General features: G+C 30.7%; 18 protein-coding genes and 2 tRNA genes. 12 read left to right on the forward strand and 8 right to left on the reverse strand.

The window, feature by feature from the left end:
* Positions 1–22: 22 nt before the first annotated feature.
* From lpxD to CCUN_RS07475, 4 genes are all read right to left on the reverse strand, one after another.
* Positions 23–982, reverse strand: coding sequence for a UDP-3-O-(3-hydroxymyristoyl)glucosamine N-acyltransferase (gene lpxD, locus CCUN_RS07460; protein ID WP_027305135.1), 960 nt, complete (start codon positions 980–982; stop codon positions 23–25).
* A complete protein-coding gene (ilvN, locus tag CCUN_RS07465; protein ID WP_027305134.1) occupies positions 979–1,443 on the reverse strand; it encodes an acetolactate synthase small subunit in 465 nt (154 codons plus the stop codon). Before ilvN ends, lpxD begins: the two co-directional genes overlap by 4 nt.
* A complete protein-coding gene (locus tag CCUN_RS07470) occupies positions 1,440–3,140 on the reverse strand; it encodes an acetolactate synthase large subunit (protein WP_027305133.1) in 1,701 nt (566 codons plus the stop codon). Before CCUN_RS07470 ends, ilvN begins: the two co-directional genes overlap by 4 nt.
* 137 nt (positions 3,141–3,277) lie before the next feature.
* A complete protein-coding gene (locus CCUN_RS07475) occupies positions 3,278–4,663 on the reverse strand; it encodes a replicative DNA helicase (protein ID WP_027305132.1) in 1,386 nt (461 codons plus the stop codon).
* 354 nt (positions 4,664–5,017) lie between these two features.
* Here CCUN_RS07475 and rpsB point away from each other — a divergent pair, with 354 nt between their 5' ends.
* From rpsB to argS, 8 genes are read left to right on the forward strand one after another with little or no spacing between them, the layout of a single operon-like run.
* Positions 5,018–5,815, forward strand: a complete 798-nt coding sequence (gene rpsB, locus CCUN_RS07480) for a 30S ribosomal protein S2 (protein WP_027305131.1) — start codon at positions 5,018–5,020, stop codon at positions 5,813–5,815.
* Positions 5,815–6,891, forward strand: a complete 1,077-nt coding sequence (tsf, locus tag CCUN_RS07485; RefSeq protein WP_027305130.1) for a translation elongation factor Ts — start codon at positions 5,815–5,817, stop codon at positions 6,889–6,891. Before rpsB ends, tsf begins: the two co-directional genes overlap by 1 nt.
* Before the next feature lie 2 nt (positions 6,892–6,893).
* Positions 6,894–7,529: an ABC transporter ATP-binding protein gene (locus tag CCUN_RS07490; protein WP_027305129.1), complete on the forward strand. Its 636-nt coding sequence runs from the start codon at positions 6,894–6,896 to the stop codon at positions 7,527–7,529.
* The gene (gene fliR, locus CCUN_RS07495) at positions 7,516–8,283 is read left to right on the forward strand and encodes a flagellar biosynthetic protein FliR (protein ID WP_027305128.1); all 768 of its coding nucleotides are present in this window, start codon (positions 7,516–7,518) and stop codon (positions 8,281–8,283) included. The genes CCUN_RS07490 and fliR overlap by 14 nt, the downstream gene beginning before the upstream one ends.
* A gap of 52 nt (positions 8,284–8,335) precedes the next feature.
* Positions 8,336–9,835 (forward strand): coiled-coil domain-containing protein, encoded by a 1,500-nt coding sequence (locus CCUN_RS07500; protein ID WP_027305127.1) that lies wholly within the window; start codon positions 8,336–8,338, stop codon positions 9,833–9,835.
* Positions 9,832–10,446, forward strand: coding sequence for a guanylate kinase (gene gmk, locus CCUN_RS07505; RefSeq protein WP_027305126.1), 615 nt, complete (start codon positions 9,832–9,834; stop codon positions 10,444–10,446). The genes CCUN_RS07500 and gmk overlap by 4 nt, the downstream gene beginning before the upstream one ends.
* Before the next feature lies 1 nt (position 10,447).
* Positions 10,448–10,681, forward strand: a complete 234-nt coding sequence (locus CCUN_RS07510) for a twin-arginine translocase TatA/TatE family subunit (RefSeq protein WP_027305125.1) — start codon at positions 10,448–10,450, stop codon at positions 10,679–10,681.
* Between the two features lie 9 nt (positions 10,682–10,690).
* On the forward strand, positions 10,691–12,283 hold the full coding sequence (argS, locus tag CCUN_RS07515) for an arginine--tRNA ligase (RefSeq protein WP_027305124.1): 1,593 nt from the start codon (positions 10,691–10,693) through the stop codon (positions 12,281–12,283).
* A 668-nt stretch (positions 12,284–12,951) separates the two neighbouring features.
* Here argS and CCUN_RS07520 read toward each other — a convergent pair.
* The 3 genes from CCUN_RS07520 to CCUN_RS07530 form a co-directional block, all read right to left on the reverse strand.
* Positions 12,952–13,028 (reverse strand) — tRNA-Ile (locus CCUN_RS07520).
* A 30-nt stretch (positions 13,029–13,058) separates the two neighbouring features.
* Positions 13,059–13,134, reverse strand: a tRNA-Ala gene (locus CCUN_RS07525).
* A gap of 369 nt (positions 13,135–13,503) precedes the next feature.
* On the reverse strand, positions 13,504–14,148 hold the full coding sequence (locus CCUN_RS07530) for a putative metalloprotease CJM1_0395 family protein (RefSeq protein WP_027306006.1): 645 nt from the start codon (positions 14,146–14,148) through the stop codon (positions 13,504–13,506).
* Between the two features lie 113 nt (positions 14,149–14,261).
* Here CCUN_RS07530 and CCUN_RS07535 point away from each other — a divergent pair, with 113 nt between their 5' ends.
* Together CCUN_RS07535 and CCUN_RS07540 are read left to right on the forward strand one after the other, a co-directional pair.
* Entirely contained in the window at positions 14,262–14,624 is a 363-nt protein-coding gene (locus CCUN_RS07535) for an HIT domain-containing protein (protein ID WP_027306005.1), read from the forward strand.
* Positions 14,625–14,689: 65 nt separating this feature from the next.
* Entirely contained in the window at positions 14,690–15,262 is a 573-nt protein-coding gene (locus CCUN_RS07540; RefSeq protein ID WP_027306004.1) for a YceI family protein, read from the forward strand.
* Positions 15,263–15,276: 14 nt separating this feature from the next.
* Here CCUN_RS07540 and CCUN_RS07545 read toward each other — a convergent pair whose 3' ends face one another.
* The gene (locus CCUN_RS07545; protein ID WP_027306003.1) at positions 15,277–16,224 is read right to left on the reverse strand and encodes a hypothetical protein; all 948 of its coding nucleotides are present in this window, start codon (positions 16,222–16,224) and stop codon (positions 15,277–15,279) included.
* A gap of 383 nt (positions 16,225–16,607) precedes the next feature.
* Between CCUN_RS07545 and CCUN_RS07550 the strand changes: the two genes are divergently transcribed.
* Entirely contained in the window at positions 16,608–18,185 is a 1,578-nt protein-coding gene (locus CCUN_RS07550) for an ABC-F family ATP-binding cassette domain-containing protein (protein ID WP_027306002.1), read from the forward strand.
* Positions 18,178–18,510 (forward strand): hypothetical protein, encoded by a 333-nt coding sequence (locus CCUN_RS07555; RefSeq protein ID WP_085296675.1) that lies wholly within the window; start codon positions 18,178–18,180, stop codon positions 18,508–18,510. The genes CCUN_RS07550 and CCUN_RS07555 overlap by 8 nt, the downstream gene beginning before the upstream one ends.
* The last annotated feature ends 50 nt before the right edge of the window (positions 18,511–18,560 follow it).

The raw sequence follows: 18,560 nt of genomic DNA on the forward strand, positions 1-18,560 counted from the left end.
TTATATCAAAAGAGATGGTTTTTTAATCTTTATCTTTAAAATTCAAAGCAATTTTTGCTTGAAGTCTAAGCCAATCTTTTTGAAGCATAATAGGAAAACCCCCATAAACTCTTCCACCTCCTAAATTTTTACTCACCCCGCCTCTTGCAGCAATAGTGCTAAAATCTCCAATTTTTAAATGTCCGCTTGTGGCACTTTGTCCGCCCATCACAACACTGCGTCCTAACTCAGTCGAACCTGAAATTCCTGTTTGTGCAATAATGAGGCAATTTTGTCCTATATTACAATTATGCCCAATTTGAACAAGATTATCAATTTTTGTGCCTCTTTTGATAATGGTGCTATTAAACACAGCCCTATCAATCGTTGCACAAGCTCCAATTTCTACATAATCTTCTAAAATCACATTGCCATTATGATAAATTTTATAATGCTCTCCATTTTTGTTATGTGCATAGCCAAAACCATCGCTTCCTATCACACAATTTGCAAGCAAATGACATTTTTTACCAATTTTGCTGTCATTATAAATCACAACATTAGGGTGAATAATACTCTCATCACCTATACTTACATTATCACCTATATAAGCTCCTGCCATAATTACAACATTTTCACCTATATTTACATTATCACCTATATAGACATTTGGCATTATTTTTGCACTTTTTGCTATGTCTTGTTTTTTTTCTTTCACATTAGAAAATAAAGGTTTTGCAAAAAGCTTACTTAAAAAAGCAAAACTTAAATGCGGATTAGGACTGATTAAAACCTTAGTATCTTTAGGAACTAAATTTTCATATTCTTGTTTGATTAAAATTGCTCCTGCACCGGTATGGGGAACATCTTTAATGTTTTTCTCACCATCACAATAAGTCAGCTCTGTAAAATTTGCTCTAAGCAAAGAATTTAAAGCCGTGATTTCTAAGTCTTCACCCCTATAATCTAAACTTAAAAATTCTGCAATTTCTTTTAATTTCATTTAATCTCCATTAAAACAGAACCACTGCGAACTATATCGCTAGGGCTATATTTTTTAATTGTTTTTAAAAAATTATCAATACGATTGACATCATCAGCAACCATTAAAAATAAAAAATTTTCATTGCTATTTGCAATCGTGCCATTATAGGCTTTTAAAACCGCATCAAGTCCGCCTAAATTTTCACTCAAAGGAATTTTAACCAAAGCCATTTCTTTTTCTATAAATTCCTCACTTTCTATGACCTTATAGGTTGGAATGAGTTTGTGAAGTTGCTTTACAATTTGCTCAAAAACTCTTTCATTTCCCGAAGTTACAATATTAACCCGAGAAAATTCTCCGCCAGATAAAGGAGCAACCGTAAGAGAGTCAATATTATAACCTCTACCAGAAAAAAGTCCTACAATACGCGATAAAACGCCATGCTCATTTAAAACAATGACTGATAAAACTCTTCTCATTTTTTATCCTTTAATTTTGGCAAAATCATATTATAAATCGCTGCTCCTGCTGGAACCATAGGTAAAACATCTTCAAAACGATCAATAACTACATTTAAAAGTGTGCTTTTATCGCTTTTTAATGCTTCTTTAAAAGCCTTTGTGAATTCTTTTTTAGTGTGGATATTATAACCCTTACAACCAAAACCTTCAGCAATTTTTATAAAATCAGGTTGCAAACTCAAATCCGTCTCTGAAAAATTCTCATTATAAAACATACTCTGCCATTGACGCACCATACCCAAAAAAGCATTATTTAAAATAATATTGATTGTTTTGATACCATATTCATATGCTGTCATTAATTCTTGGATATTCATCAAAATTCCCCCATCTCCTGCGAAATTAATGACCACTTCTTCTTTAACTGCTAATTTTGCCCCTAAAGCTGCAGGTAAAGAATACCCCATAGCTCCTTGACCTCCGCTGGTTGCTAATTGTCTTGGATAATTAAACGGATAAAATTGTGCCACCCACATTTGATGTTGTCCCACATCAGTGATAATTCTTGCTTCAGGAGCAAGCTTTGCACATTCTTTAATCACCCATTGAGGTTTTAAAACCTCATCACTATCTTCATAGACTAAAGGATAAATACTATCATAACGTTTAAGAATTTCTAGCCATTCTTTACTTTGAGGAATAAATTTTTCTTTTTTAAGCTCATTTAAAAGCTCACTCACAACCTGCTCAACATCGCCCACCACCGGAAAATGAGCATTGATAATTTTTGAAATAGAGCTTGGATCAATATCAATATGAACAATCTTAGCTTGTTTTGCAAATTCACTTGTTTTTCCCGTGATTCTATCATCAAACCTTGCTCCCACAGACACAAGCAAATCGCATTCACTCAAAGCCATATTTGCAACATAACTTCCGTGCATTCCTGCCATTTTAAGATTGAGTTTATCATCACTTCTTAGAGTGCCTAAAGCCATTAAAGTTTCAACGGCTGGAATTTGAGTGAGTTTGACAAGCTCTCTAATCGATTCACTCGCATTTGAAGCGATACAGCCACCCCCTAAATAAAACAAGGGTCTCTTTGCTTCTTTTAAAAGTCCTGCAAGTTTTTTAATCTGCTTTGCATTGCCCTTAAAAGTAGGCTTGTAGGTTTTCATAACAAGTTCTTTAGAATAATCAAAATGCCCTAAAATTGCACTCACATCTTTAGGAATATCGATATGAATAGGTCCTTTTCTACCACTTCTTGCAAGATAAAACGCTTCTTTTAATACTCTGGGCAATTCTTCAATATGGGTTACCAAATAATTATGCTTCACACAAGGACGTGAAATTCCTACTGCGTCAATTTCTTGAAAGGCATCTGTGCCGATGAGAGAATTAGCAACCTGCCCTGAAATTAAAACCAAAGGAATGGAATCGCTATAAGCTGTGGCAAGTCCTGTAATGGTATTTGTAAAACCCGGACCACTTGTAACAACAGCCACTCCAACCTCACCACTCATTCTTGCATAAGCATCTGCAGCATGGACAGCGGCTTGTTCGTGTCTCACCAGAATATGCTTAAAATATTTTTGTTTATAAATTTCATCATAAATATTTAAAGCTGCACCTCCGGGATAGCCAAAAACAACACTAACTTTTTCCTCTTTTAAAGCCTCGCATATCATTTGCGAACCACTGATTTGTTTCATTGTTTTTCCTTAAAAAAATACAGATAAAATTATAACGACTTTTTTGAGTTTTTTACTCAAATTCTCAATTAAAATTTCATAAAATTATAAAATAATTACCTTAATTCACAAATTAACAAAAAATCATTTGAGCTTTTTTAGTTCTTAAATTCTTCCTCTTGAAAATTTGATTCATTTGTAACATCTGCAAAACGCGATTCTTCCTTTAAGAAAAGCACATCTATGGTTTTAACCGGACCATTGCGATTTTTGCCTATGATGATTTCAGCCTTTTCTTGTTTAAGATTAGGGATAAAAGTTCTTTGATAGGATTTATTTTCTGCTTTGGCTTTATTTTCCCGCTCTTTTTCTTCTTGTTCGCGATAAACCTCATCGCGATAGACAAACAAAATCACATCAGCATCCTGTTCTATAGCTCCACTTTCACGCAAATCACTAAGCATAGGACGCTTATTAGAGCGATTTTCTAAAGAACGATTGAGTTGCGAAAGTGCTATGATGGGTATATTTAACTCCCGAGCTAAAAGTTTTAATCCGCGAGAAATTTCACTCACCTGTAAATGCCTATCCAAAGAAGAATCACTCATCATAAGTCCTATATAATCAATCACGCAAAGTTCAATATTTTCTTGCCCGGACTTTAATCTTCTTAAAATCGAACGCACCTCATTAATGCTTGCATAACCGCTATCATAAATAAAAAAATCCTTTTTATTGAATTCATTGCAAGCATCGCCGATTCTTTCCCATTCATCATCATTTAAATCTCCTACAAGAACCTTTTGTAAAGGAATAGAAGTTTTGGCAGCAAGCATTCTTTGTAAAATTTGAGTTGCAGGCATTTCAAGTGAGAATATTACCACACCTTTATTTTGTCTTAAAACCTTTTCAATAAAATTTAAACACAAGGTCGTTTTGCCCATACCCGGTCTTGCCGCTATAATCACAAGCTCACCACCCTTAAAACCTTTTGTCGCAAAATTCAGCTCTTTAAATCCCGTATCAAGCCCTATAAGACCTTTATGATTTGTGTTTTCTGTTTTTAATTTCGCAAAATTTTCTAAAAGCTCATTTAAAACAATTTCTACGCTTTTAATGTCTTTTGAATGGGTTCTGTTGCTTAATTCAAAAAGCTCTTTTGAAATTTCATCAGTGATTTGATTGACAGAACGATCTTGGTTGATTTTACTTGGTAAAAGTTGGGCAAAGGATAAAAGTTGTCTTTTGATGGATTTTTCTTTGAGTTCTTTAGCATAAGCTACCAAATCAACCACAGAAGGAGTCGCCATAATCTCGTTTAAAACTTGCTCATCAAGTTCTTTATGCTTTTTCAAAAAACTCACACTAATAGGCTCTTGTGCGTTAATGCAAGCTATCATAGCTTTAAAAATTTCTTGGTGAGCCTTAAGACTAAAATCATTCACTTCAATATCTGAAGCTATGCTTAAATAAGCATCTTCACTATATAAACAAGCATTTAAAATTGCTCTTTCAAGGTCTAAATCAAAATGTTCTTTTTGCATTTGCATAACTTTCATTTGGCATTATTTTGCTAAAAATCCACAACTTTAGCGTGTTAATTTAATATCATAATCTTATCGAATTAACACTTAAAATTTAAGAAAATATTTATTTTTAATTATTTGAATTTATTTGAATTTATTATTTTTTAGTTTTAATAGCTCAAAAATTTTTTAAAATACAATATTTTTTCTGTATCAAAATTTTAAGAATATTTGATTTTATTTTGCGAAGTAAGAAAAATATAAACTTGATTATGATAAAATAAAAGTTTTATTTCACACACATCTATTCCTTTTAGCTTGATATATAAAAGGATGTGGAGGAAAAAAGCTAAATTATAAGGAGAAAAATTTATGGTTAGTATGAGAGATTTGCTCGAATGCGGTGTGCATTTTGGGCATCAAACAAGAAGATGGAATCCAAAGATGAAAAAATTTATCTTTGGTGAAAGAAAAGGCATTTATGTCATTGATTTGCAAAAAACTTTAAGATATTTTAGATACACCTATAATATCGTTCGAGACGCTGCAACAGAAGGTAAAACCATACTTTTTGTCGGCACTAAAAAACAAGCAAGTGGAGCCATTAAAGAATACGCTGAAAAATGCGGTATGCCTTATGTCAATCATCGTTGGCTTGGCGGTATGATGACAAATTTTGACACTATCAGACAATCCATTAGAAAATTAGAAGTCATAGAAAAAATGGAAGAAGATGGAAGTATGAAGCTTTTAACCAAAAAAGAAGCCTTAATGCTTGAGAGAAAAAAAGAAAAACTTCTTGCTTATCTTGGTGGGATTAGGTATTTAAAAACTCAACCGGATATGATTTTTGTGATTGATACAGTGAAAGAAAAAATTGCTGTGCAAGAGGCAAATCGCCTTAAAATTCCTGTTGTTGCTCCATTAGATACAAACTGCGACCCTGATTTAGTTGATTATCCGATTCCGGGAAATGATGATGCGATTCGTTCTATACAACTTTTCTGTCAAGAAATGGCTGAAGCAATCAACGAAGGAAAAGCTTTAAGAGAGCAAGATGGCACAACCGAGCTTTCAAAAGAAAATCAAGAAGAAATTAGTGATGATGAAAAACAAGAGCTTTTAGAAGAAGCAATGAGTGAAGAAGATTTTGAAGAGGAGCAAAAATAATGGCTGAAATATCTGCTGCAATGGTGAAAGAATTACGCGAAAGCACAGGTGCTGGGATGATGGATTGTAAAAATGCCCTTAAAGAAACAGAGGGAAATTTTGAAAAAGCTGTTCAACTTTTAAGAGAAAAAGGTTTGGGAAAAGCAGCAAAAAAAGCAGATCGTCTAGCGGCTGAAGGTCTTGTAAGTGTTAAAATCAGCGAAGATTATAAGAGTGCAACGGTGAGTGAGATTAATTCTGAAACAGATTTCGTTGCTAAAAATGAGCAATTCATTGCTTTAACACAAGATACCACAGCTCACATTCAAAATAAAAGTTTGCAAAATGTTGAAGAATTGCATTCAAGTGTGATTAATGGGGTTAAATTTGAAGAATATTTAAAGAGTCAAATTGCAACTATAGGAGAAAATTTGGTTGTAAGGAGATTTGCAACCTTAAAAGCTGGAGATAGGGGCGTTGTCAATGGTTATATCCACACAAATGGACGCGTAGGAGTGATTATCGCGGCTGCTTGTGAAAATGATGAGGTTGCTCAAAAAGCTCGAGGCTTTTTAAAACAGCTTTGTATGCATATTGCTGCGATGAAACCACTTTTTCTAAGCTATAAAGAACTTGATATGGATTTTATAGAAAATGAATACAAAGCTTTAGTTGCAGAACTTCAAAAAGAAAATGAAGAAAGACGCAGACTTAAAGATCCAAATAAACCTGAACATAAAATTCCGCAATTTGCGAGTCGCAAACAGCTTAATGATGAAATTTTAAAAAAGGTTGAAGAGGAAATTAAAGCTGAACTTAAGGCTCAAAATAAGCCTGAAAAAATTTGGAATAATATTATACCGGGTAAGCTTAATAGCTTTATTGCTGATAATTCTCAACTCGATAGCAAACTCACTTTAATGGGACAATTTTATGTAATGGATGATAAGAAAACCATTGAGCAAGTGATTGCTGAAAAAGAAAAAGAATATGGCGGAAAGATTGAGATTGTCGAATTCATTCGTTTTGAAGTGGGTGAAGGCTTGGAGAAAAAAAGCGAAGATTTTGCTGCTGAAGTGGCTGCACAAATTGGTTAAAAATGGAACTTTTAAGAGCGGAGCAAATCAGCCATTGTTTTGACTATCCGCTCTTTGAAAATTTAAATCTCAATTTAAATTCTAAAGATTGCATCGCTATACAAGGAAGCAGTGGTTGTGGAAAATCCACACTTTTACATATTTTATCCTCTTTATTGAAACCTAAAAAGGGTGTGGTATTTTATAAAAATCAAAAACTTTATGATTTAAGCGAAAACGAAAGGGTCAAAATACGTCGCTACGATTTTGGCATTATTTTTCAAACCCATTATCTTTTTAAAGGTTTTTCAGCCTTTGAAAATATAGAACTTGCGAGTGTTTTATCGGGCGAAAATTTGGACAAAAAACTCTTAAATCAACTTGGTATCTATAAACTTTTAAATCAAAAAATTGGCAAACTTAGTGGAGGACAGCAACAACGTGTAAGCATTGCTAGAGTGCTTTGTAAAAAACCTAAAATCATTTTTGCTGATGAGGCAACGGGAAATTTGGACTTTGAAAATGCAAAAAATGTCATTGAGCTTTTGATTGATTATGTCAAAAAGAATGATGCGGCTTTGTTTTTCGTGACTCACGATTCTAAACTTGCAAGTTTTTGCGATAGAACTTATAATTTAAATACAAATGGAATTTGTTAATTATCTTGGCGATAAAAATGTAGCGACTTTTATGCTTTTGTTTGCAAGATTGAGCGGATTGATAGTTTTTTTCCCTTTTTTTTCACACAATAACATCCCTTTGATGATTAAAACCACACTCGCATTATTTCTTACAATGTATTTGTATCCCTTAGCAAAATTAGAAATTTTACATCTTGATAGTTTTTTTATCTTGCAACTTTTAAGTGAGGTGCTTTTTGGAATGATAGCAGGGCTTATGTTGCAGCTTGTTTTTGCAATCATTATGATGGCAGGAGAGCAGGTTTCTTTTAATATGGGTTTTACGGTTGCAAGCGTTATGGATCCGAGTTTAGGCATTAATATGCCTATTGTCTCTCAAATTCTTCATCTCATCGCCTTGCTTTTTTTCTTAATGTTTGATGGACATCATCTAATGCTTTTATTTTTATCTAAAAGCTTAGGATATATTAATTTAGGAGTCTTTTATCCCAAAGAAAATTTACTCCAATACCTTAACACAGGAATGTTTAATGTTTTCATTATCGGTTTTACTATGTCTTTTCCTATTTTAGCGATTTCTTTGCTTTCTGATGTGATTTTTGGAATTTTAATGAAAACTATGCCACAATTTAACCTCTTAGTCGTGGGCTATCCTATTAAGATTGCTTTAGGATTTGTTGTTATGATTGCAGTTTTACTTGTAATGATGGAATATTTTAAAGAACTCATACTTAAAGTTTTTTCAAACATGCAAAGTTTATTCTTTATGTAAGCTAAAGATAAAATATCGTAAAATATGCAGACTTATATTTAAAGGATAAATGATGAAAATTTTACTTTTAAATGAAAACCCTATGGTATCAAGACTTATTAACCTTAGTGCACAAAAGATGTCTTATGAAGTTACAGAAGCTACCGCTTATAGCGATGAGCTTGGAACTTACGATATGATTATTGTAGATAATGATACAGAAGTGGATTTAAAAGCTTTAAAAGAAAAATGCAATCAGCTTGTTTTCTTAGCTCCAAGAGACAAAGATTATAATGTTGAAGCTCAAATTTTACACAAACCTTTTTTACCTACAGATTTTTTAAATTTATTTGGCACCAAAGCAACTAATTTTGATAATTCTATCGCGGTTGAAGCAATTGATGAATCTGATTCTTATAAAGATTTAGAGCTTAATTTAGATGATTTAGAACTCAATTTAGATGACTTGCCTGATGATAACAAAACAGAAAATGAACTAAGCTTAGAAAGCCTTTCTTTAGATGAAGAAGAACAGGCTTTAGCTAAAGAAACACAAAAGAATAAAGAGGATAAATTAGAGGATTTAAATTTAGATGAAAGCTTAAATTCAAACGAAGATTTAAATGAGGAAAAAAATGAAATTTTAGATGAAGTTCAAGTGGAAAATCAAAGTGAAATTGAAAGTGAAATTGAAAAAGACAGCGTAGAAAAAGAAATAAAAACATTTGATGAAAGTGAAGAAAATTTAGAGCAAGATTCACAAGAGACAACAGCCGAAGAAGAGATTAAAGAAAGTGAAGAAAATAAAGAAGAACTTAAAGAAAATATTGAGGACAATCAAGAGCTTAAAGAAGATTTAGCAGATACGGCATTAGAAAATCAAGAAGAAATTGCTCAAATAAGTGAAACTAAAGAAGAGGAAAAACAAGATGAAATTTCTGAAGAGGAAGCTTTTTCTGTTGAGGAACAAGAAAAACAAATAGATTTTAATGATTTGCCTCAAGATGCTGAATTCTTAGGGCAAGAAAAAGAAAGTTCTGAAGAGGAGGATTTTCTGCCATTTATCGAAGATGAAATTTCAAAGCCAAAAGATGAAATTAACGATGATTTGACCGCCCAAGAACAAATCAAAGAGGAATTAGCTGAATTAGCTGAACTTGATGATGCAGAAGATGGAAGCAAGGTTTTAGAGGAATTTAAAGATGAGCCTATTTTAAATTTAAATGATGAGAAATTAGGTATTAGCGACCAAGAGCTTGTTATACCAAGCCTTGAGTCAAATGATTTTGATAGTTTAAAAGAAAGTGAGATTCAAAAAGCTTTAGGTGAGGAAGTCAGTCAAGAGGAGACAAATGATATAGGTCAAAATCAAGAAGATTTATTAGATGAAAGTTCTAGTGTGCAAACAAATGAAACTCAAATGCAAAAAGGCGATGAAATTGTTAATGAACTAAGTCATAGCATAGCACAAACCATTGCTTCAAGTATTAAAGACGATACGTTAAAAGCTGCTTTAAAGGGTATGAATATGAATATAAACATTAAAATAAGCTTTGAAGAGGATAAGAATTGAGTTTTATTTTAGTGATTTCAGGACCTAGTGGTGTGGGTAAATCCACGCTTTTATCAAAGCTTTTTACTGAATTTAAAGATGAGCTTTATTTTTCTATCTCTTCTACAACAAGAAAGCCAAGAAATGGCGAAAAAGACGGGGAGCATTATCATTTTATCACTCAAGATGAATTCCAACAAGACATAAAAAATGGATATTTTTTGGAATGGGCTTTGGTGCATCAAAATTATTATGGCACTTCTTTGAAACAAACCCAAGAAGCTCTAAGTCAAGGAAAAATCGTCATTTTTGATATTGATGTGCAAGGTTTTCATCAGATTGTTGAAAAACTTGATGAAAAAATTGTTTCTGTTTTTATCATAACTAAAGATAAAGAAGAATTAAAAAAAAGACTTATTAAGCGAAATGCTGATACAATAGAACATTTAGAACAAAGATTAGAAAATGCAAGACTTGAAATGAAAGAACTTGATAAATATGATTATTTGATTATCAATGAGAATTTAGAGCAGAGTTACGAGGCTTTAAAATCCATTCTTATAACGCAAAAAATAAGAACAGATGGTCAAAATTTAGAGCAAATTCGAACACTATGGAATAAAGGAGAATAAAATGCATATGCCAAGCGGAACTCAATGGTTGATTATTTTGTTAATAGTCGTGTTGCTTTTTGGAGCTAAGAAAATTCCAGAACTTGCTAAGGGTTTGGGTAAAGGGATTAAAACTTTTAAAGACGAGATGAATACTGACGATGAGCTTACAAAAAACACTCAAAAAATAGAAGAAAAACCAAATCATACAAATGCCGAGCAAAATTCAAATTTAGATGAAAATAAAAAAGCTTAGGAATTTGTTTTGAAAGAGCTGATTTTTGAAGAGATAAAAAAGATTTTAAAACGAGATTTTATACTAGAAAATCCTAAAGATAAAAATTTAGCTCATTTTGCTACGCCTTTAGCTTTCACTTTGGCTAAAGAATTAAAAAAAGCCCCGTTGCTCATCGCACAAGAATTGGCTGAAAAATTTCAAAATAATGCTTGTTTTGAGAAAGTTGAAGCGGTTAAGGGATATTTGAATTTTAAAATTTCTAAAGATTTTTTAAATACTCTTGCAAATTCAGCCTTAAAAGAACCACAAAATTTCACAAAAGGTAAAAAACAAAAGCAAAGTTTTTTGCTTGAATATGTCAGTGCAAATCCAACAGGTCCTTTGCATATAGGACATGCAAGGGGAGCAATTTTTGGTGATACTCTTGCAAGACTTGCAAGGCATTTAGGTTTTAAATTTGATACAGAATATTATATCAATGACGCGGGCAATCAAATCCATCTCTTAGGACTTTCAGTTTTTTATAAGGTAAAAATTTTACATTTTAAGCAAAATTTAGAATATCCACAAGATTGCTATCAAGGAGAATATATCGAGGATTTGGCTCAAGAGGCTTTTTTACATTTTGATAAAGATTTTTTTAAAGAAGAAAACATAAATCTTTTAGCGGATTGGGCTAAGGATAAAATGCTTGAAGTCATTGTTAAAAATTTAGAGCAAGCAAGGATTAAAATCGAAAATTATGTCAGCGAAAAATCTTATTATAATGCTCTGGATTCAACCTTGCAAATTTTAAAAAAACATAAAGGAATTTATGAAAAAGAAGGTAAAATTTGGTTGGCTTCTTCGCAAAAAGGTGATGAAAAGGATAGGGTTATTGTAAGGGAAAATGGAAGCGGGACTTATCTTGCTGCTGATATTGTTTATCATAAAGATAAGATGAGTAGAGCCTATGATAAATGCCTAAATATTTGGGGTGCTGACCATCATGGCTATATCCTTAGAATGAAAGCTGCAATGGAATTTTTAGGTTTTGATTCTCATAAACTTGAAATCATTTTGGCACAAATGGTATCTTTGTTAAAAGACGGACAGCCCTACAAAATGAGTAAAAGAGCTGGAAATTTCATCTTAATGAGTGAAATTTTAGACGAAATTGGTGCAGACGCTTTAAGATTTATTTTTTTAAGTAAAAAATGCGATACACACTTAGAATTTGACATTAATGACCTTAAAAAACAAGACAATTCAAATCCTATCTTCTATATAAACTACGCCTATGCTCGAATCAATCAAGTTTTTGTTAAGGCAAATAAAAATATAAAAGATATAACTCAAGCGAATTTTGATTCTTTAAGCGATGAGGGCATTAATCTTGCCTTTGAAAGCCTTAATCTAGAAAGTGTCTTAAAAGATGCTTTTGAAACAAGAGCTCTACATAAAATTACGGATTATCTTAAAAATCTTGCTACGAATTTTCATAAATTTTATAATGAAAATCGCGTAATCGGTGCAAACAATGAGGAGGATTTACTCAAGCTTTTTGCTTTGGTGGCACTAAGCATTGAAACAAGTTTTAAACTTATGGGGCTTCAGGCAAAGAAAAAAATGGAACATTGAAAGCTTTAAGAAATAAAATTAAAAATTTATTATAAAACATATTAACAAAAATATCTCAAAGGCAATTTAAATCTAAAAAATAAATTTAATAAAACTCGATTAAAGCATGGCAAAATTCTAAGAAACTTGTTTAAAAAAATGATGATGTTAAAATTAAAATGAATTTAATGTTTATTTTTACAAATCAAATCCTTTAGAAATAATCTCAAAGTGATACTCTTATAAATATGCATTCATTTTTTGCATTAAAAAATTTATGAAAGATTTTGATATGAATTTTATATTTTATCAATCAAGGCAGTTTTATTGAAAGCTTGTTTTTAAATTAAAACCTTAAAACATATCTTAATATTCTTAAAAAAGCTATAAAAAATATTTTTGAAATTTGAATGAAGAACGCGTTTAAAAATATTTTTATTTTTTAAATGATTTTATTTAAAAAATCTTAAATATATAACAATAATGCAAAACTTTTTTAAAATTAGATTCATCTGGTTTTTGTAAATTCTTAAATACTTTATAAATTGTTAAATAAAAACCCAAAACCACCAAAAAACTCAATCAAATTTAATCTTTAAAAATACTTTGATATTTTTTTGATGTTTTTAAAGATTAAATAATAAAACATTTAACTCAAACATTAACAGACAATACACTAATAAAATATATGGTGGGACTAACAAGACTTGAACTTGTGACCTCACCCTTATCAGGGGTGCACTCTAACCAGCTGAGCTATAGTCCCTTTGGAATTTAAAAGATGAAAATTTAATTATGGTGGAGAATAGCGGGATCGAACCGCTGACCTCCTGCGTGCAAAGCAGGTGCTCTCCCAGCTGAGCTAATTCCCCTTTTGGGTATATTATAAAAACTCTAATTCTAAGATAAAAAACTAAAAAATAAGCTTAAATGACTTGGAAAGATTTGAAATTTTAATTGATTTAATTTAGCTGTGCAAGTTTATTTATAAAAACATAGATATAATTTTTATATTTTAAGCTTATATTTAAATTTTTATATGAGATATAAAGCCACTAAAATAACAAATTTTAAATCAAGCAAGAATCATAAACTGAATGAAAATGTTTTAAATAAAAATTTTAAATTATTTTTTATACATAAAAAAACAAATTGAATTTAAAAAAAGAATACGAGATTAAGTTTTTGTCTTTAATATTTTTTTAAAAAAGACATTTTATATATGATTATAGACAATCTTCTTAAGAAGCTATGCTTAAAATAGGATTTGATTCTGGCATACTATTTCTTTTATAAACATCAGCGATAGAAGATTTATATTCTTCATTTGTGTTATTATTTTCATCAGTTTCAGAAGTTTTAGTTTCTTTGTCATTGTTTACATCAGCTTCTTCTGCTTTCATCTTAACCGCTTCTGCTCTCGCTTCAATCTCCATTTTGGTAGCATTTGCGGCAACTTTATAATCTTGAGGACTTGGATCAGAAGGTGCCATAGCAGCAGCTATAATTTGTCTTGCAATTGCTATGGTTTCTTCAGGTGTGTTTCCTTTTTGCACTCTTATAGGCACTTCTCCGGCGATTGCATACATTTGATTGTCAGGTCCCCTAGTATAGCTAAAACTCGCAGGTCCGGTAAGTCCTCCACCTGCAGCTTGATGGGCGGCTTCATGTGCTTTGACATTTCTATCTGTATCTTGAAGTTCTCTTAAAACTTGAAGTTCTTTTGAATCAAGTGCAACACCATTAACCATTTGAGTTTGTTCGTTATTTTGATTTGAATCTTGTTTTTGCTCATCTTGCTGATTCTCTAAATTTTGCTTATCATCATTTGAGGAAATTGTATGATAATAATTGTTCAGCCCATAAGCAAAACCATTAACTTGCATTCAATCCTCCTTAAAATTCTATAACAGAGTAAAATTTATATTCTAATTTTACTAAAAATTAACATAAAAATTTATAAAATTTTTTTAATTTTTATTTTTGAGAGGAAGTTAAAATGTTTTATGAAAACGACTATATATACATAGAAAGAGAAGTTTCTCAAGTGCCTTGGCTTAAAATTTTTACTAAAGAAGCCTATAAAGAATTAAGCGATTGCCCTTGTGCCTTGCAAAAAGAATTATTCGAAAAAATTTTACTTTGTGAAAAAGCGTTGATTGAGTTTTATAAACCTGATAAAATCAATATCGCTTCATTTGCTAATTATGTTCCAAGAGTGCATTTTCACATTATGGCTCGTTTTAAACACGATGCTTTTTTTCCAGAATGCATGTGGGGCAAACAGCAAAGGGAAGTTAAAAATTTGAATTTGCCTGAATTTGAGGATTTTATAAGTTTCCTTAAAATAAAGCTTGATTAAACAATGATTAATTTTTCATAGATAGAATTTTTTCGAAATTTTAAATATCAAAAGGAGATTTTTAAATGAAAAAAATTTTTTTAAGTTCGTTTTTAGCCGCTTCTTTACTAAGTAGTGGGCTTTTTGCTAAGGAGTATGTTTTAGATAAAACTCATACTGATGTAGGATTTAAGATTAAACACTTGCAAATTAGCAATGTAAAAGGAAATTTTAAAGACTATGATGCTGTGATAGATTATGATCCGCAAAGTGCAGAATTTAAAAAACTTGAAGCAAATATAAAGGTTTCTTCTATCAACACAGAAAACAAAAACAGAGACGATCATCTTCAAAAAAATGATTTTTTCAAAGCTCAACAATTTCCTCAAATAACTTTTGCGATGAAAAATTATCAAAAAATTAGCAATGAAAAAGGCAAAATGAATGGAACTTTAACCATTGCAGGCGTTTCAAAAGATATTGTTTTAGATACTGAAATTGGCGGCACAGCTAAAACAAAAGATGGTAAAGAAAAAGTAGGATTTTCTTTAAGCGGACAAATTAAAAGATCAGATTTTAACTTTGCACCAGAAAGTTCAACCGTAACTTTAGGTGATGAAGTGAATTTGGATATTGAAGTAGAAGCTAACGAAAAATAAATGAAATTTTAAGCCTAAGATAAACGCTTTCTTAGGCTTTGTATAGTTTGTTCTAGATTGATTTCATTTTCTTGCCAAACGATTTTAAATTCAAGTTTAAAATTCTCATTTTCAAGTTTAAATTCTGTGTTCTTTAACAAAGATTCTAAATAAGCAAGATGTTTTAAAGCTGTTTCTTTATCCTTAAAAATCAAAACAAAATCATAATCTACGATAAAAATTTTTGCCTTAAAACGATGTAAAATCTTAGCAATTTTTTTTAAAATAAGCTTAATATAGCTTTCCTTAGCTTGTTGCAATTCATTAAAATGAAGCAAAGCGATAATGTAAAATTCTTTGCCCCTAACAAAACGATTGAGATTTTTAATATTTGGCAAAAGGGTTAAAGAATCAAAAAAAGCATTTTTATAAATATCATGCAAAAGATAAAAAATGAAAATCAAAGAAGCAAATTCAAAAAACATAAAAGCATTTTCAAAAAGAAATTCAAAATACATTCCAAAAAAAGCAAAAAACAAATAAAATTCTCTTGTTTTCAAGCATTTTAAAGCCAAAATGAAAGCCATAAAAATAAAAAAAATCAAACCAAGTTCATTCATAGGCTGAAAAAAATTTAGATTAAGAAAATGAAAATTTAAAACAGAGCTGTTAAAATTTGTATTTTGAGATAAAAACATAGCAAGAATTCCCATAAAAAATAGGGCTAAAACAGCACTGATATTTTTTTTATCAAAAATGAGTTTCGTCTCTTTTTTAAGACTTAAAAAACAAAAAATTAAGGGTAAAAATAAAGAATTAAACAAATGTGCTTGAAAAATGCTTGCATAGAAATAAACAAATCTCGCTTCAATCAAGCAAAGACTCAGGAAAAAAATTCTGGTATTTTTAAAATAAAAAGCCAAAAACAAAGCAAAAATTTCACAAATTACACTCAAAACAACCAAAAAATCAATCAAAATCAACCTCTTTTAAAAAAATAAAAACTAATTTTACTTTAAAAATGCTTTAAATAGCTTTTTATGAACTCTTTTAAATTTAAAATCCTATGCAAAGAAAATAAGGCTTAAAAATCATCAAAAACGTTTCAAGCAAAAAACAAGTTATTAAATTTTAATTTCTAAATAAACCAAAAATATATAAAAATAATTTTGATTTTATGAAATTAAAATAAAGCAATGTTTAAAAGTTAAGCTTACAAAATCCACCTTAAAAATACACATTGAGTCTTTTTAAATACAAAAATGTTTGATAATGAAAATTTGTCAAAATATAAAAATTTATTCAATGAAAAATAAATTCTAATAATTCTTATTTTTTGCTACAATACCACAAAAAAAGGAAAAATATGGTTGAAATTAAAAATCTCACTATGCGTTTTGCAAATCAACTTTTATTTGAAAATGTAAATTTAAAGCTCAATCGTGCAGAAAGATATGGTCTTATCGGTGCAAATGGTGCAGGAAAATCAACTTTTTTAAAGATTCTTTCAGGAGAACTTGAACCTAGTAGTGGAGAGGTGATTTTTGATGAGGGGCTTAGAATTGCTGTTTTGAATCAAAATCATTTTGCTTTTGAAAATTACACCATAAAAGATGCGGTAATATGTGCAAATAAAAGACTATTCGAAGCTTTAAAAGAAAAAGAAAAGCTTTATCAAAGTGAGGAATTTAATGATGAAGTGAATCAACGTTTGAGTGAGCTTGAGCTGATTACAGCTGAAGAGGATCCAAATTATGATTGTGAGCTTCGTTGTGAAAAAATTCTTAGTGCCTTAAAAATCAAAAACATCAACGCTTTGATGAGCACCTTACAAAATGCAGATAAATTTAAGGTTTTATTGGCTCAAGTATTGTTTTTGAGTGCTGATATTTTATTTTTAGATGAACCGACAAATAATCTTGATTTAGAAACGATTTCTTGGCTTGAAAACGAACTTTTAAGACATAAAGGAACTCTTGTTGTCATAAGCCACGACAGACATTTTTTAAACCGAATTTGTTCAATAATTTTAGATGTTGATTTTAAACAAATTCGTGATTTTGCAGGAAATTACGATGATTGGTATATGGCTTCAACACTTTTGGCAAAACAAGCTGAACTCAAACGCGATAAGACTTTAAAAGAAAGAGAGGAATTAGAAAATTTTATCCGTCGCTTCAGTGCTAATGCGTCTAAAGCAAAACAAGCTACAAGCAGAGCAAAAGCCTTAGAAAAGCTTGAATTTTCAGAGATTAAAATTTCAAGTCGCAGAGACCCTAGCATTGTTTTTAGAACAAAAAGAGATATAGGAAATGAAATTTTAGAGCTAAAAGGTATTTCTAAGGCTTATGAGCATAATTTGTTTTCAAATTTAGAACTTAAAATTGAAAAAAATGATAAAATTGCTTTGATTGGAGCAAATGGAGTGGGCAAAAGCACTTTAGCTCAAATCATTGCCGCACAATTAAAACCAGATAGCGGCAGTGTGCATTTAGGTGCAACGATAGAACTTGGATATTTTCCGCAAGATATTAGTAATAAAATTTGTGAAAATTTGAAACTTTATGAATGGCTTATGAGTGAAAATTTTAAAGATTTAGATGAAATTCGCAAATGTTTAGGTAGAATGCTTTTTAGTGGTTTAGATCAAGAGAAAATGGTGGCAAATTTAAGCGGAGGGGAAAAACACAGATTAATGCTTTCAAAACTTATGCTTGAGCGTCCCAATTTTTTGCTTTTAGACGAGCCTGATAACCACCTTGATCTTGAAAGCATTATCGCTTTGGGTGAGGCTTTGTATTGTTTTAAAGGTGTGGTGCTTTGCATCAGTCATGATAGAGAGCTTATTAGCTCTTTTGCAAATCGTATTTGGCATTTAAAAGAAGGTAAAATTTTGGATTTTCGTGGAAATTATGAAGAATTTTTAGGAGAGAACAATGGCTAAATTTAGAATTCAATATAGTGCTGGTTTTGGACATTTTACTCAAAACCATAAAGGTTTTGGACCTACAATTTACATTGAAGAGGTTGTGGAGTTTGATAATGGCAAAGATTATTTTGACTATTTAGATTTTTACAATGCCCATTCAAAGCCCGATGATACATATTTTCATATCAGTTTCTTAGAGGAGCGTCCCTTGAGTGAAAAAGAGATTAAAATTCGAACTGAATACCGAAAAATTCGTGATAAAAACTGCAAAAAAGCAAAAGAGGAATTTATCAAAAACAACGAGCTTGACATTGAACATTTACCAAAACATGAAGATTAAAGGAATACTTTTTGCTTGTAAATTTTTGCATAGATTTTGAAAGGAGAGAT

It is taken from the genome of Campylobacter cuniculorum DSM 23162 = LMG 24588 (genome assembly GCF_002104335.1).
GTDB lineage: Bacteria > Campylobacterota > Campylobacteria > Campylobacterales > Campylobacteraceae > Campylobacter_D > Campylobacter_D cuniculorum.